General features: G+C 69.1%; 14 protein-coding genes. 2 read left to right on the forward strand and 12 right to left on the reverse strand.

All coding sequences use genetic code 11. The features are described 5' to 3' along the window. Nucleotides 1-5: 5 nt before the first annotated feature. The 5 genes from HDC93_RS10175 to HDC93_RS10195 all read right to left on the reverse strand — a co-directional run bounded on the left by HDC93_RS10175 (nucleotide 6) and on the right by HDC93_RS10195 (nucleotide 5,341). A complete protein-coding gene (locus HDC93_RS10175; RefSeq protein ID WP_185009353.1) occupies nucleotides 6-983 on the reverse strand; it encodes a YafY family protein in 978 nt (325 codons plus the stop codon). 128 nt (nucleotides 984-1,111) lie between these two features. Further along, nucleotides 1,112-1,483 carry an FKBP-type peptidyl-prolyl cis-trans isomerase gene (locus HDC93_RS10180; RefSeq protein ID WP_102910350.1) on the reverse strand — a complete coding sequence of 124 codons (372 nt, stop codon included), beginning with the start codon at nucleotides 1,481-1,483 and terminating at the stop codon, nucleotides 1,112-1,114. Nucleotides 1,484-1,539: 56 nt separating this feature from the next. Continuing rightward, nucleotides 1,540-2,520: an FKBP-type peptidyl-prolyl cis-trans isomerase gene (locus HDC93_RS10185; RefSeq protein ID WP_185009355.1), complete on the reverse strand. Its 981-nt coding sequence runs from the start codon at nucleotides 2,518-2,520 to the stop codon at nucleotides 1,540-1,542. A 190-nt stretch (nucleotides 2,521-2,710) separates the two neighbouring features. After that, entirely contained in the window at nucleotides 2,711-4,072 is a 1,362-nt protein-coding gene (pafA, locus tag HDC93_RS10190; protein WP_184913310.1) for a Pup--protein ligase, read from the reverse strand. A gap of 9 nt (nucleotides 4,073-4,081) precedes the next feature. Continuing rightward, nucleotides 4,082-5,341 carry an MFS transporter gene (locus tag HDC93_RS10195; protein WP_185009357.1) on the reverse strand — a complete coding sequence of 420 codons (1,260 nt, stop codon included), beginning with the start codon at nucleotides 5,339-5,341 and terminating at the stop codon, nucleotides 4,082-4,084. 55 nt (nucleotides 5,342-5,396) lie between these two features. Here HDC93_RS10195 and HDC93_RS10200 point away from each other — a divergent pair, with 55 nt between their 5' ends. Further along, nucleotides 5,397-6,449, forward strand: a complete 1,053-nt coding sequence (locus tag HDC93_RS10200; protein WP_185009359.1) for a LacI family DNA-binding transcriptional regulator — start codon at nucleotides 5,397-5,399, stop codon at nucleotides 6,447-6,449. A gap of 490 nt (nucleotides 6,450-6,939) precedes the next feature. On the opposite strand, the gene prcA is transcribed toward HDC93_RS10200, so the two are convergent. The 6 genes from prcA to arc form a co-directional block, all read right to left on the reverse strand. Then, the gene (prcA, locus tag HDC93_RS10205; protein ID WP_185009361.1) at nucleotides 6,940-7,683 is read right to left on the reverse strand and encodes a proteasome subunit alpha; all 744 of its coding nucleotides are present in this window, start codon (nucleotides 7,681-7,683) and stop codon (nucleotides 6,940-6,942) included. A gap of 67 nt (nucleotides 7,684-7,750) precedes the next feature. Beyond that, complete coding sequence (prcB, locus tag HDC93_RS10210) at nucleotides 7,751-8,596, reverse strand: proteasome subunit beta (RefSeq protein ID WP_184913302.1); 846 nt, start codon at nucleotides 8,594-8,596, stop codon at nucleotides 7,751-7,753. Next, nucleotides 8,548-9,159, reverse strand: a complete 612-nt coding sequence (locus HDC93_RS10215; RefSeq protein ID WP_185009363.1) for an endonuclease VII domain-containing protein — start codon at nucleotides 9,157-9,159, stop codon at nucleotides 8,548-8,550. The genes prcB and HDC93_RS10215 overlap by 49 nt, the downstream gene beginning before the upstream one ends. A 44-nt stretch (nucleotides 9,160-9,203) precedes the next feature. Further along, a complete protein-coding gene (locus tag HDC93_RS10220; protein ID WP_185009365.1) occupies nucleotides 9,204-9,422 on the reverse strand; it encodes a ubiquitin-like protein Pup in 219 nt (72 codons plus the stop codon). A 178-nt stretch (nucleotides 9,423-9,600) separates the two neighbouring features. Beyond that, entirely contained in the window at nucleotides 9,601-11,112 is a 1,512-nt protein-coding gene (gene dop, locus HDC93_RS10225) for a depupylase/deamidase Dop (RefSeq protein ID WP_398984491.1), read from the reverse strand. 234 nt (nucleotides 11,113-11,346) lie between these two features. Further along, entirely contained in the window at nucleotides 11,347-13,113 is a 1,767-nt protein-coding gene (gene arc / locus HDC93_RS10230; protein WP_185009367.1) for a proteasome ATPase, read from the reverse strand. Between the two features lie 245 nt (nucleotides 13,114-13,358). Here arc and HDC93_RS10235 point away from each other — a divergent pair, with 245 nt between their 5' ends. Then, nucleotides 13,359-13,664 carry a ferredoxin gene (locus HDC93_RS10235; protein ID WP_185009369.1) on the forward strand — a complete coding sequence of 102 codons (306 nt, stop codon included), beginning with the start codon at nucleotides 13,359-13,361 and terminating at the stop codon, nucleotides 13,662-13,664. 59 nt (nucleotides 13,665-13,723) lie between these two features. Here HDC93_RS10235 and HDC93_RS10240 read toward each other — a convergent pair whose 3' ends face one another. After that, complete coding sequence (locus HDC93_RS10240) at nucleotides 13,724-14,302, reverse strand: hypothetical protein (RefSeq protein WP_185009371.1); 579 nt, start codon at nucleotides 14,300-14,302, stop codon at nucleotides 13,724-13,726. Nucleotides 14,303-14,410: the final 108 nt, after the last annotated feature.

Raw genomic sequence — 14,410 nt, forward strand, 5'->3', positions numbered from 1 at the left:
CCCCCTCAGCCCTTGGCCACGGCCCGCAGCCGGTCCACCACGTCGGCCCGCAGCTCGGCGGGCTCCAGGACGACCACGTCCGGCCCGAACTCCACCAGCCAGGCGTCCAGCCCGTGGCCGTACGGAATCTCCAACTCGTCCCAGCCCTCGCCGAGTTCCCGGACGGAGGTGGCCTTCGCCCGAAGGGGGTACCCCGCGCCGGCACGCAGCCGGATCCGCGCCGAGCGGTCGGCGACCTCGCCTGCCCAGCTCGCCACGGTCTCCCGGACGGTGACGACGTCCGGTACGGGAGCGGTGTACCGGCCACCGCGCGAGCGGACCTTGCCGGTGATCCGCGACAGCCGGAAGACCCGCTCGGCGCCCCGGTCGCGGTCCCAGCCCGCCAGGTACCAGTGACCCCGCCAGCACTCCAGCGCCCACGGCTCCACGTGCCGCTGCTCGGGGTGGGCCGCGGTGGCCTTGCGGTAGTCGAAGGCGACGGGCCGGCGGTCCCGGCAGGCCAGCATCAGCGGCTCGAACGCGGCCTCGTGCACGGGGATGCGCGGCTCCAGCGCGCCGTGCGACCCGTACGGGTCGACGTCCTCGGGGAGTCCGGCCGCGCGCAGCTTCTGCAGGGCGCCGCTGGCCGCTCCGGCGAGCCGGGCCTGCTGCCACACCTTGGCGGCGAGCCCGAGGGCGGCGGCCTCCTCGGCGTCCAGGGTGATGGGCGGGAGGCGGTTGCTGTCACGGCGGGCCAGGTAGCCGACCTCGCCGTCGAGGTTCTCGACGGTCTCGATGACCAGCCCGAGTTCGCGCAGGTCGTCCTTGTCGCGCTCGAACATGCGGTTGAAGGAATCATCGGAGCCGGTCGCGCCGTTGCCCGGCCCGAAGGCCTCGACGTAGGCCTCGATGGAGTCGCGCAGCTCACGCTTGCTGAGCGGCCGGCGTGTCCCGAGCAGACACAGTGCCAGGTTCATCAGCCGCTCGGCCTTGGCAATGGCCATCGACGCGCTTCGCCTCCCTATGGTGCTTACGAGCGATGACCGTACCGCCACACGGTGGCACGGCAAAAGCCGAGGGCCCATGCCCGAACAGGCATGGGCCCGACATGATCGAGTCTGTCTGAGCTTGCTCAGACCCCGAGCAGGTCGACCACGAAGATCAGCGTCTCGCCGGGCTTGATCAGAGGGGTCGGGCTCTGGTTGCCGTAGGCGAGGTGGGCGGGGATGGTCAGCTGGCGTCGGCCGCCGACCTTCATGCCCTGCACGCCCTGGTCCCAGCCCTTGATGACGCGGCCGCCGCCCAGCGGGAAGCGGAACGGGGTGCCGCGGTTCCAGCTGGCGTCGAACTCCTCGCCCGTGCTGAAGGAGACACCCACGTAGTGCACGGTGACGGTCTGGCCGGCCTGCGCGACCGGACCGTCGCCCTCCCAGATGTCCTTGATCTCGAGGTCCGCCGGGGGCTCGCCGCCCGGGAAGTCGATCTCGGGCTTGTCGATGCTCACTTCATCTCTCCTTGTTACGTGACCTGCGTCGGGGACAGTCTCACAGACCGGACGGGTCAGACCGTGCCGAGGATGTCCACCGTGAAGACCAGTGTGTTCTTGGCCAGCTCGCTCTGGGGGCTCGCGCCGTAGCCCAGCGAGGGCGGGATCACCAGCAGCACCCGGTCGCCCACGTGCTTGCCGACGAGGCCCTTGTCCCAGCCTGCCACCACGGAGCCGTTGCCGATCTGGAAGGCGGTGGCGCCACCGTGGTCCCAGGAGGAGTCGAACTTCTTGCCGTCCTCCCACTTGACGCCGGTGTACTGGGCGATGAGTCCCTGGCCGGCCTCGACCTTCTTGCCGTCGCCCTTGATCAGCACCTGCTCCTTGAGGTCCTTCGGAGCCTTCTCGCCCTTGGGGACGGTGAGGACCGCGGCCTTCTGCGACGGGGACTTCACCTCGGGCATGCCCGGCTCGGAGGTCGCCTGCTCACCCTTGGCATCGGCCTTGGCGTCGACACTCGCGGCACCGACCGGGTCGACCACCCAGATCAGCACGTCCTTGGCGGAGATCCCGGAGGAGGTGTTCAGGCTCTGGCCGATCAGATCGCCCGCGGTGCCCTGCACCAGGATGCGGCTGCCGGGCTTCTTGCCCTTCACCGCGCCGAGGACCTTTTCGGGGAGCTGCTGGCTCGGCTTGCCGATCTGCTCGATGGACTGCCGGCGGGGCGCCTTGTCACCCGTAGCCCCCGCGGCCCAGGTGCCGCCGAGTTCCTGGTCACCGCCCCACTTCTCGACGGTCCAGTCCAGCCGGACGAAGTCGGAGCCCTTGATCGGGGTCCCGCTGCCCGCCGAGACCGTCTTGACCACGGTCTTGTCGGACGGCTTGCCGTCCTTGGGCACGGAGATCTCGGGCTTCGCCCCGACCTTCCCCTTGATCTCGGCGACGCCTCCGGCCGCTTCACCGTTGTTCCCGTCGTCCGATCCGCACGCGGCGGTGAACAACAGGGCGGGAACGGCCAGCAGCGCGGCCACGAGTCGTTTCGTGTTGTAGTTCATCAGTCCAACTGGGATCGGGAGTGGGGGGCAATGTCCGCCACTCTACGGCGTACACGCTCCGCGCTCGCCTCACCCCGCGACACGACGCCGTCCGGGCCGCTCCCCGCGGCCGGAGCCGGTCCGGAAAATGCCGATGCCCGAAGGTGTGAAAACCTCCGGACATCGGCATTTCGGAAGGGCCGGAGCAGGCTCACATTCCGGCGATCAGCTTCTCCACCCGCTCGTCCACGGAACGGAACGGGTCCTTGCACAGCACGGTCCGCTGGGCCTGGTCGTTGAGCTTGAGGTGGACCCAGTCGACCGTGAAGTCACGGCGCTGTTCCTGGGCCCGCCGGATGAAGTCGCCGCGCAGCCGGGCCCGAGTGGTCTGCGGCGGAACGGACTTGCCCTCGAAGATCTTCAAGTCGTTGCAGATACGGGCCGCCTGGCCCTTCTTCTCGAGCAGGTAGTACAGGCCACGACGCCGGTGGATGTCGTGGTAGGCGAGGTCTATCTGCGCGACCCGCGGGTGCGACATGGTCATGTTGTGCTTGGCCCGGTACCGCTCGATGAGCTTGTACTTCATGACCCAGTCGATCTCGGTGCCGATGCGGTCGAGGTCCTCGGCCTCGATCGCGTCCAGTGTGCGGCCCCACAGCTCCAGGACCTGCTCGACGGTGCCGGTGCGGATGCCCCGGCGCTCGCAGAAGTCCAGGGCCTTCTCGTAGTACTCGCGCTGTACCTCCAGGGCGGAGGCCTCGCGTCCGCTGGCCAGGCGCACCTTGCGGCGACCCGTGATGTCGTGGCTGACCTCGCGGATCGCCCGGATCGGGTTCTCCAGGGTCAGGTCGCGCATCACGGTGCCCGCCTCGATCATGCGCAGCACCAGGTCGGTGGCCCCGACCTTGAGCAGCATGGTCGTCTCGGACATGTTGGAGTCGCCCACGATGACGTGCAGGCGGCGATAGCGCTCGGCGTCCGCGTGCGGCTCGTCACGCGTGTTGATGATGGGCCGGGAGCGGGTCGTCGCCGAGGAGACGCCCTCCCAGATGTGTTCGGCCCGCTGGCTCACGCAGTACACGGCGCCGCGCGGCGTCTGCAGCACCTTGCCGGCACCGCACAGCAGTTGCCGGGTGACCAGGAACGGAATCAGAATGTCCGCGAGTCGGGAGAACTCCCCGTGCCGGGCGACCAGATAGTTCTCGTGGCAGCCGTAGGAGTTGCCCGCCGAGTCGGTGTTGTTCTTGAAGAGGTAGACGTCGCCCGCGATTCCCTCCTCGTGCAGGCGTCGTTCGGCGTCCACCAGGAGTCCTTCGAGAATGCGCTCGCCTGCTTTGTCGTGGGTGACCAGTTCGGTCACGTTGTCGCATTCCGGTGTCGCGTATTCCGGATGCGATCCCACGTCGAGATAGAGGCGGGCGCCGTTTCGCAGAAAGACATTGCTGCTGCGGCCCCATGACACGACACGGCGGAAGAGGTACCGCGCCACCTCGTCAGGAGACAGGCGGCGCTGTCCCCTGAACGTGCACGTGACGCCGTACTCGTTCTCCAGCCCGAAAATGCGGCGGTCCATGAGGGAACATTACGCCCGATCCCCTGAACTGAAACGGGGTTCGGGGGCACGGTTTGGATCATTTTCCGAACCGGACACAACAACCGCTCCCTGGCCGGGAGCTGCGACTACCCGTCCTGTGACGGTCAAAACCAGCAGAGACACGCCACCGGCGATGCCCGGCACTGCGAAGCCCCACAGGGCCCCGCCCGCCTCGACGACGGGCCCCGCGACGCCCGCTCCGACCGAGTGGCCCACGGTGAACGTCGTCACCAGCCAGGAGAACGCCTCGGTGACGGTGCCCCGCGGGGCATGACGGTCGACCAGGACGAACGCGCAGGCGATGGCGGGCGCGAGGAAGACCCCGGCGAGCGCGGTGAGCGCCACCATGGGCACCGCGTCCGGCATGAGCATCAGCGGGAGGTAACACACCACCAGAAGGCCCACCAGCACCTGGAGTCGCCGCGCGGGCTCACCGGCCCACTGCCGGGCCCCGTAGAGGGTGCCGCCGACCAGCGCACCGAATCCCAGGGCCGCCATCAGCCAGCCGTACACGACGTCGCCCCCGTGGGCGTCCGCGTAGGGCACCGAGGCGACCGTGATGGATCCGAGCGCCATCCCGATGAACAGGAACGCCGCCAGCAGCGCGAGCAGTCCCGCCGAGCGCAGCGCGCCGAGCCAGTGCGCCTCCCGTGGCGCGGACCGCCAGGCACGCGAGGGCGGCGACACGACGACGGACAGCGCCCCCAGCACCCCGATCACGTTCAGCACGAGCAGCGCGGCCTGGGCCGACCACAGGGACGTGCACAGCGTCACGAGCAGCGGCCCGACGGTGAACATCACCTCCTGGGCCACGGCGTCCATGGCGTACGCCGTGTGCACCTGGTCCTCCCGGCGCAGCACGGAGGGCCACAGCGCCCGCAGCCCGCCCTCCAGCGGCGGCGTGAAGAGCCCGGCTCCGGCGACGGCCGCGTAGGCGAGCGGCAGCGACCCGATGCCGGAGAAGGCGAAGAGGGCCATCGCGAGCGCGGAGAGGACGGCCGCCGGCAGCTGCACACGCGGCTGCCCGCGCAGGTCCACGATCCTGCCCAGCACGGGCTGCCCGACGGCGTTGGCGACGCCGTAGACGGCCGCCAGCGCCCCCGCCAGGCTGTACGTGCCGCCCTCCGCCCGGACGAACAGCACGATCGCGATGGCGGCTGTGGCGTTGGGCATCCGGCCGACCAGCGTGCCGACCAGCAGTCGGGCGGCGTGCCGCGCCCGAAGGATCTCCAGGTATCCCGTGGCCATGTCCCCGCCGCCCCCGCCTATGGTTGTACGTATAACTTCGGTTTCCATACGTACCATGTCCGCTGTTCACGAGTCCAGACGAAGGAGCAGGCCGACGGTGGCACGAGGCAGCACCCGCCCCACGAGCCGGGACGTCGCCCAGGCCGCCGGCGTCTCCCAGGCAGCCGTGTCCCTGGTCCTCGGCGACAAGTGGCGCGGCCGGGTCTCCGAGGCGACCGCCGAGCGCGTCCGCGAGGCCGCCCGCGACCTTGGCTACCGCCCGAACCTGGCCGCCCGCAACCTGCGCCTGGGCCGTACCCGCACGGTCCTCCTGGTCGTCCCCGCCCTCACCACGGAGTTCTTCGCCGGGGTCTACACCGGCGCCGCCCGCGTCGCGGCCGAGCACGGCTTCGGGGTGGTCCTGTATCCCTCCCCCGAGGGCATCGGTCCCGCCCGCGACCCCTTCGCCTCGGCGCAGACCGCGCTGGACGGCGTCATCGCCTCGTCCATGGCCGCCGACGCGCTGACCGCGATCCGCGGCGAGGCGCTCCCCCTGGTGATGCTGGACAGCGACCCGGCCGGGAGCCTGGGTGCGGCGACGGTGAACCTGGACATCGCCGACGGCGTCCGCCAGGTCGCGGAGCACCTGCTGTCCCTGGGCCACCGCCGCTTCCTCCACCTTGCGGCGGACGTCCCCTCCTGGACCTTCGAGGTACGCGCCCGGGAGCTGGCGGCGAGGCTGGCGGAGGTACCGGGCACGTCGGTCCGCACCGCCCGGGCCCCGATCTCCATCGAGGGAGCCGTGGTGTCCGCCGAGGCGGCGCTCTCGGCTCCCGGCGCTCGCCCCACCGCCGTGATCTGCGACGACGACCAGCTCGCGGCCGGCACGTACAAGGCGGCCCGCCGTCTGGGACTGCGCATCCCGGACGACCTGTCGGTCACGGGCGTCGACGACCTCGCCCTCGCGACGGCCATGGACCCGGAGCTGACCACGGTCCACCTCGACGCCGAGCTCTTCGGCGAGCACGGCATGCGGGCCCTGCTGGCCGTCCTGGAGGACCGCGCCCCCGAGAACGGGGACATCCCGGTCCAACTGATCGTACGAAGCTCCACGGCCCCACCTCGTTGACTGTGGGGGCCGTTGCCGCGGGGGCCGGGTGGTGCCGCAACCGGCGTCGCAGGGTGCCGCTGCGTTGGTGCTGAGGCCGGGCGAGCCCGCAGCCCGGCGGAACGGGGTGCCGCTGCGCCCACCCGAGCCGCCCCGCTGCGGGCACGCATGCCCGCAGCGGGGCGGGAGCGCGTGCCCGCGGCTGGACGGCTGCGCATGCCCGCAGCTGAGACCTCCCGCACCCGCGTACGGCGAGAAGGGGCCGTGTCGGGGGGTGTCCGCCCGCAGCGGTTGGCGCGTCAACGAACAGTCAGTCGGCGTCCGACCCCATCGCGCCGTTCCGAGGACGGACACCCCCCGGCACGGCCCCGACCCACACCCCACACCAAGGCGCAGGCACGCACCCCCACCCGCCGCAAGCCGAAACGGACGCGCACCCCACCGGCGCCGGACACAGCGGACGCGCCCCGGCCACGAACCACCGGCCGGAGCGCGTCACACCACGTCAGAACTACTCGGCGTCCTCCGACGCCTCCTCCTCATCACCGCCGGCGGCACCCGCATCGAGCAGCCGCGACAGCTGCCGCCCGCTGATCCGCTTGAACTTGCGCTTCTGCGGCCGGGTGCGGTCCAGCACCGCCACCTCGAGCCGCTCCGCGGGGATCTCCCGCTCGCTGCCGTTGGTGTCACGGGACAGCGCCTGCACCGCCAGCTTCAGCGCCTCCGCCAGCGTCATGCCCTCCTGGTGGCGCTGGTCCAGATAGCTGCTGATCTGCTCGGCATTGCCGCCCACCGCGACCGAGCCGTGCTCGTCCACGATGGAACCGTCGTGCGGCAGCCGGTAGATCTGGTCGCCCTCGGGCGTCTCCCCGACCTCGGCGACGACCAGCTCCACCTCGTACGGCTTCTCGGCCGCGCTCGAGAAGATCGTGCCCAGCGTCTGCGCGTACACGTTCGCCAGGCCCCGGGCCGTCACATCGTCCCGGTCGTAGGTGTAACCCCGCAGGTCGGCGTAGCGCACGCCGCCGATCCGCAGGTTCTCGTACTCGTTGTACTTGCCGGCGGCCGCGAAGCCGATCCGGTCGTAGATCTCGCTGAACTTGTGCAGCGCGCGGGACGGGTTCTCGCCGACGAACACGATGCCGTCGGCAAACTGCAGCACGACCAGGCTGCGACCACGGGCGATGCCCTTCCGGGCGTACTCCGCCCGGTCGGCCATGGCCTGCTGGGGTGAGACATAGAACGGCGTCGACACCGGTTATCCGTCCCTCTCTGGAAGATTCCGTCGGTTCACTGGACCACCCTCACGAAGACGATCGCCGCTACAGCAGCGCGGCCCGCGGCCCGTCGGGCTGCTCCAGCCGCCGCTCGAGAATCGAGCGCGCGATCTCGGACGCCTCGTTCTCGGTGAGCCGGCGGAAGCCGTCGTCGGTGATCACGGTGACGATGGGATAGATCCGGCGGGCGACATCGGGACCACCGGTCGCGGAGTCGTCGTCTGCCGCGTCGTAGAGCGCCTGGATCACCAGCGTGGTGGCCTCGGCCTCGCTGAGGTCGTCCCGGAAGAGCTTCTTCATCGCACCGCGAGCGAAGATCGACCCGGAGCCGGTGGCCGCGTAGTTGTGCTCCTCGGAGCGGCCGCCGGTGACGTCGTAGGAGAAGATCCGGCCCTTGCCGCGGTCCACGTCGTACCCGGCGAACAGCGGCACCACGGCCAGGCCCTGCATGGCCATGCCGAGGTTGGAGCGGATCATCGTCGACAGCCGGTTCGCCTTGCCCTCGAGGGACAGCTGCGCGCCCTCGACCTTCTCGAAGTGCTCCAGCTCCAGCTGGAACAGCTTCACCATCTCCACGGCCAGGCCCGCCGTGCCGGCGATGCCCACCGCCGAGTACTCGTCGGCCGGGAAGACCTTCTCGATGTCCCGCTGCGCGATGACGTTGCCCATGGTGGCCCGCCGGTCACCGGCGAGGACCACACCACCGGGGAACGTCACGGCCACGATCGTGGTCCCGTGCGGTGCCTCGATCACGCCCTGGGTGGGGGGCAGTTGCCGGTTGCCGGGCAGGATCTCCGGCTGGTGCTCGGACAGGAAGTCCATGAAGGAGGAAGACCCTGGCGTCAGGAAGGCAGCCGGTAGACGCCCGGTGCTACGAGTGTTGGCTTCCACGCGATTCCCTCCACATAAGCGGCAGCCCGCCTTATGGCATCGGGCCGATCCTTGAACTGCCCCAGTGCTGCGTTGCAGCTGAAGCACAGTACGCCTCGGACCCTACCCGTCTTGTGGCAGTGATCCACATGCTCGGGCACGGCCGCCAGACATATACAACACACGCCTCCTTGAGAGGCGATCAGACCATCGCGCTGGGCTTCCGTAATGCCGTACTGGCGCTTCAGATGCCCCTGCCGACTCTGCACCGCCCGGCATGCCTTGCACCGGGTCGACAGGCCGTCGGAAGCGGTGGCGTTGCGGTGCCATTCGCTGTGAGGCTTGATCTCGCCACACGTGCGGCAGAGCTTGTGTCCGGCTGGAACGACCACCTGCTCCCGGGCCGGCTTCCCCATGGCCTCCCGGCGACGCCGGTAGTGCGCGGCGCTGTACTTCGCCACGCACTCCCGGCAGTGCACCTGGAGGCCGTCACGCCGACTCTTGTCGCGGGCAAACGCAGAAGGAGGCAAATCCCGAAGGCACTTCCTGCATTGCTTCACGCTCGGCTCACTGACCGCTTCCATCCCCCGTCACCTTCAAATCAAAGGCTAGAGCGCGCCACTTGCCTTCACTGTCCGCCCTTTTGCACGAAGCTCCGCACGAAATCCTCGGCATTTTCCTCGAGTACGTCGTCGATCTCGTCCAGCACCGAGTCCACGTCGTCGCTCAGCTTCTCCTGACGCTCCTTGAGGTCCTCGGAGCCCTGCGTCTCCGCAGTCTGCTCCTCGACCTCCTCGGTGGACCGGGTGGCCTTCTGCTGTCCGCCGCCGGTGTCCTTGGTCGCCATATCCCTCACCCCGCTCGGTTCGCCCGACACAGTTGCTCGGTCAAGATCAGACCCTACTCGCCGGGTCTGACAATGGCCCCGCAGTTGCTCCAACGTACGGGGGCCACCTCGATGATTCCCGGACCAGGGCTTTTCCACCCTGTCCGGCCGGTTCCCGACGAGTACCCGCTCAACGCGTTCACCCGCCCGACAGGACCCTGACCAGGTCTTCCGCGGTGCGGCAGCGGTCCAGGAGCTCCTTGACGTGATTACGCGTTCCGCGAAGCGGTTCCAGGGTTGGGACCCGCTGCAGCGAATCCCGGCCCGGCAGATCGAAGATCACCGAGTCCCAGGAGGCCGCCGCGACGTCGTCCGCGTACTGCTCCAGGCAGCGGCCGCGGAAGTACGCCCGGGTGTCCTCCGGCGGCACCGTACGGGCCCGCTCCACGTCCGCGTCGGTCAGCAGCCGCTTCATGCGCCCGCGGGCCACCAGACGGTTGTACAGGCCCTTCTCGGGCCGTACGTCCGCGTACTGGAGGTCGACCAGGTGCAGTCGCGCCGCGTCCCAGTCGAGCTTGTCCCGGCGCCGGTAGCCCTCCATGAGCTCCCGCTTGGCGACCCAGTCCAGCTCCCCGGCCAGACTCATCGGGTCGTGCTCCAGACGGGTGAGGGTGTCCTCCCAGCGGGACAGGACGTCCTTGGTCTGGTCGTCGGCGTCGGCCCCGAACCGCTCCTCCACGTACTTGCGCGCCAGCTCGTAGTATTCCATCTGCAACTGGACCGCCGTGAGCGTGCGGCCGCTGCGGAGCGTGACCAGGCGCTTCAGCGAGGGGTCGTGCGAGACCTGGTGGAGCGTGCGGACGGGCTGGTCGACGGCCAGGTCGACGGCGATGAAACCGTCCTCGATCATCGACAGCACCAGCGAGGTCGTGCCCAGCTTGAGATAGGTCGAGATCTCCGAGAGGTTCGCGTCGCCGATGATCACATGCAGGCGCCGGTACTTCTCGGCGTCCGCGTGCGGCTCGTCGCGGGTGTTGATGATGGGGCGCTTGAGCGTCGTCTCGAGGCCGACCTCGACCTCGAAGTAGTCCGCTCGCTGGCTGAGCTGGAAGCCGTGCTCGTGCCCGTCCTGGCCGATGCCGACGCGGCCCGCTCCGGCGAAGACCTGACGGGAGACGAAGAACGGCGTCAGGTGGCGCACGATGTCCGAGAAGGGGGTCTCCCGCTTCATCAGGTAGTTCTCGTGCGTGCCGTAGGACGCGCCCTTGTTGTCGGTGTTGTTCTTGTACAGGTGGATCGGCTGGGCACCGGGCAGCTGAGCGGCCCGTTCCGCGGCCTCCGCCATGATCCGCTCGCCGGCCTTGTCCCAGAGGACGGCGTCCCGGGGGTTGGTCACCTCCGGGGAGCTGTACTCGGGGTGTGCGTGGTCGACGTAGAGCCGTGCACCGTTGGTGAGGATCACGTTGGCCAGGCCGATGTCCTCATCGGTGAGCTGGCTGGAGTCCGCGGCCTCGCGGGCGAGGTCGAAGCCTCGCGCGTCCCGCAGCGGGTTCTCCTCCTCGAAGTCCCAGCGGGCCCGGCGGGCCCGGTGCATCGCCGCCGCGTAGGCGTTCACGATCTGGGACGAGGTGAGCATGGCATTGGCGTTGGGGTGGCCGGGGACGGAGATCCCGTACTCCGTCTCGATGCCCATTACTCGCCGTACGGTCATGCGGCCCTCCTTGCCCGGCGGCACCCTCGGTCGTGGGCGCCACTCAGATACCGCTGGCGCTCGGTTGCGTGTGCGGTGCCCGTCCCCGCACTGCGCAACTCGGCGGTACGGAAGAGCCTAGAACGCCTTTGCGCTGGTGGGGAGATCATTTGCGTCATTGCGTTGCTCCAGCCGTGGCCTGAAAAACAGTCGGCTGCGGGTACCCGCCGAGGGCACCCGCAGCCGCCCTGCCTTTTACAGGTACTGACCGGTGTTCGCCACCGTGTCGATGGAGCGTCCGGTGTCCGCACCCTGCTTTCCGGTGATGAGCGTACGGATGTACACGATCCGTTCACCCTTCTTTCCGGAGATCCGGGCCCAGTCGTCCGGGTTGGTGGTGTTCGGCAGGTCCTCGTTCTCCTTGAACTCGTCCACGCAGGCCTGGAGGAGGTGGGAGACGCGGAGGCCCTTCTGGTTCTTCTCGAGGAAGTCCTTGATCGCCATCTTCTTGGCGCGTCCGACGATGTTCTCGATCATGGCGCCGGAGTTGAAGTCCTTGAAGTAGAGGACTTCCTTGTCACCGTTGGCGTAGGTGACCTCCAGGAAGCGGTTCTCCTCGGATTCGGCGTACATGTGTTCCACAGCCGTCTGGATCATGCTCTGGACCGTGGTGGTCTTGGAGCCGCTGTGCTCGGCGAGGTCGTCGCCGTGCAGCGGGAGGCGCTCCGTGAGGTACTTGCCGAAGATGTCCTTGGCCGCCTCGGCGTCCGGACGCTCGATCTTGATCTTCACGTCGAGCCGGCCGGGCCTCAGGATGGCGGGGTCGATCATGTCCTCACGGTTGGAGGCGCCGATCACGACCACGTTCTGCAGGCCCTCCACACCGTCGATCTCGGCGAGCAGCTGCGGGACGATGGTGTTCTCCACGTCCGAGCTGACTCCGGAGCCACGGGTGCGGAAGAGGGACTCCATCTCGTCGAAGAAGACGATGACGGGGGTGCCCTCGCTGGCCTTCTCACGGGCCCGCTGGAAGACGAGGCGGATCTGCCGCTCCGTCTCACCGACGTACTTGTTCAGGAGCTCGGGGCCCTTGATGTTGAGGAAGAAGCTCTTGCCGGCGGCCTGGCCGGTCACCTCGGCGACCTTCTTGGCCAGCGAGTTGGCCACGGCCTTGGCGATGAGCGTCTTGCCGCATCCGGGGGGCCCGTACAGCAGGACGCCCTTCGGCGGCCGCAGTTCGTGCTCCTTGAACAGGTCCGGGTAGAGGTAGGGGAGCTCGACGGCGTCCCGGATGGCCTCGATCTGGCCGCCGAGACCACCGATCTGCTCGTAGCCGATGTCGGGGACCTCTTCGAGGACGAGTTCCTCGACCTCGCTCTTCGGAACGATCTCGTAGACGTAGCCCGAGCGGGGTTCGAGCAGCAGGGCGTCACCGGGCCGGATGTTCACGTCCAGCAGCGGCTCGGCGAGCCGTACCACCCGCTCCTCGTCGGTGTGCCCGAGCACGAGGGCCCGCTCGCCGTCCTCGAGGATCTCCTTGAGGGTGACGATGTCACCGACGCGCTCGTACTCCATGGCCTCGACCACGTTGAGCGCTTCGTTGAGCATTACTTCCTGGCCGCGCCGGAGCTCCTCGAGCTCGACGCTGGGGCTGACGTTCACCCTGAGCTTGCGGCCGCCGGTGAAGATGTCGGCGGTGCCGTCCTCGTTCGCCGTCAGGAAGACCCCGAAGCCGGCCGGCGGCTGCGCGAGCCGGTCGACTTCCTCCTTGAGGGCCACGATCTGGTCACGCGCCTCACGGAGCGTGTTGGCGAGTCGCTCGTTCTGCGCGGACACGCCGGCCAGATTGGTCTGCAGCTCGACGATCCGCTCTTCGAGAATCCTCGTGTGTCGCGGAGAGTCGGCGAGCTTACGTCGCAGGACGGCGATCTCCTGCTCAAGGTAGGCGATCTGCCCGGACGGGTCGTCGGACCCGCGTCCCGGGCGGATGCCGCGGTTCATGTCGTCGTCGTGGGCTGCCACGGTCCTCACCTCCTCCAAGGGGAGCTGGACGCTTCCAGACCCTACCTGGGCGGGTGTCGATTGAAACCCCTAGATCACAAAGACGGTCGGGGTGTGTCCGATCTTCACCCTTGCGCTCTCCCTCACGCCAGGGGAATACCCAGCGAACATGATTGGAACCCAGCCGGAGGTAGGGTCGAACTGTTCAACACCCGCCAGAGCTGGCCGGATTCCCGATACGGCTCGGCGGAGAAACGGCAGGAGAGATGAGCGTGCAGCAGGTGGCCGGGGTCGAAGGCGGGGCGCTGGAGGTCTGGATCGACCAGGACCTGTGTACCGGCGACGGCATCTGCGCCCAGTACGCGCCCGAGGTGTTCGAGCTGGACATCGACGGTCTGGCCTATGTGAAGAGTGCCGACGACGAGTTGCTCCAGGACAGGGGTGCGACAACGCCCGTTCCGCTGCCGCTCCTCACGGACGTGATCGACTCCGCGAAGGAGTGTCCGGGCGACTGCATCCACGTGCGACGGGTTTCGGACAGGACCGAGGTCTACGGACCGGACGCGGAGTGACCACTTCTCTACGTTCCGTCACCACTGTCTGATATCTCACACGCGCCGTCGCACGCGCCTCACACACTGCGAGCTCCGGCCGGGGTCGAGCGGACGAACGAGCCGCCGTGCCAACGCCATTTCGCGTCGCTCTTCTCGTCGGGGCAGCAACGCGGCACGTCGGCCGACGAGTAGCCGAGGAGCGTGGCCGTGACGGCGCCGTGGCGCACGGCGAAGTCGCTGACGGTGGTGCCGTCCTTGGGGTCGAGCAGGGTGGCCACGACGCGGGGTTCGCCCCCGTCGGAGTCGCGCGTCAGGACGTACACGCCGTCCGGCGGAGTGCCCATCGGCGAGTCGCAGTGGACCACGGCCACCGTCTCGGGCCTGCCGTCGCCGTCGAGGTCGCCGGAAGCCCGCTTCTGCACGACGGCCTTCACCGGGCCGCACTCGATCGGGTACGTCACCGCCGCCGGGTCGGGCGGAGTCGTGAGCGCCGGAGCGCTCTTGGTCTCGGGAGCGGCCGGCTGGGCCGCCGTCGCCGCGCCGGGCTGCAGGATTGAGGAGAAGGCCACGACGCCCGCGACGGCGGTCGCGGTGGCGAGCCAGTGGATGGGACGGGTGTGGGTGTGGGCGAGCTCCGGGACGGCGGAAGACTGCACTAGGAGGGTCTCCTGAGGCTGTGCCGGTGGGGTGGCCAGCATGGTGCCACACGTCACACCGCGAGGGAACGGCGGGGTGTGCACGTCCTGCGCCGGGGAAGTCTGAAG

The organism is Streptomyces sp. AK010 (assembly GCF_014207295.1).
GTDB lineage: Bacteria > Actinomycetota > Actinomycetes > Streptomycetales > Streptomycetaceae > Streptomyces > Streptomyces massasporeus.

Coding starts and splice junctions, on each gene's coding strand:
- HDC93_RS10220 (WP_185009365.1), bottom strand. CDS start 9,422: ATGGCGACCAAGGACACCGGCGGCGGACAGCAGAAGGCCACCCGGTCC.
- dop (WP_398984491.1), bottom strand. CDS start 11,112: ATGACCGTACGGCGAGTAATGGGCATCGAGACGGAGTACGGGATCTCC.
- HDC93_RS10235 (WP_185009369.1), top strand. CDS start 13,359: ATGAGCGTGCAGCAGGTGGCCGGGGTCGAAGGCGGGGCGCTGGAGGTC.
- HDC93_RS10195 (WP_185009357.1), bottom strand. CDS start 5,341: ATGGCCACGGGATACCTGGAGATCCTTCGGGCGCGGCACGCCGCCCGA.
- HDC93_RS10185 (WP_185009355.1), bottom strand. CDS start 2,520: ATGAACTACAACACGAAACGACTCGTGGCCGCGCTGCTGGCCGTTCCC.
- HDC93_RS10200 (WP_185009359.1), top strand. CDS start 5,397: ATGTCCGCTGTTCACGAGTCCAGACGAAGGAGCAGGCCGACGGTGGCA.
- HDC93_RS10215 (WP_185009363.1), bottom strand. CDS start 9,159: ATGGAAGCGGTCAGTGAGCCGAGCGTGAAGCAATGCAGGAAGTGCCTT.
- HDC93_RS10175 (WP_185009353.1), bottom strand. CDS start 983: ATGGCCATTGCCAAGGCCGAGCGGCTGATGAACCTGGCACTGTGTCTG.
- pafA (WP_184913310.1), bottom strand. CDS start 4,072: ATGGACCGCCGCATTTTCGGGCTGGAGAACGAGTACGGCGTCACGTGC.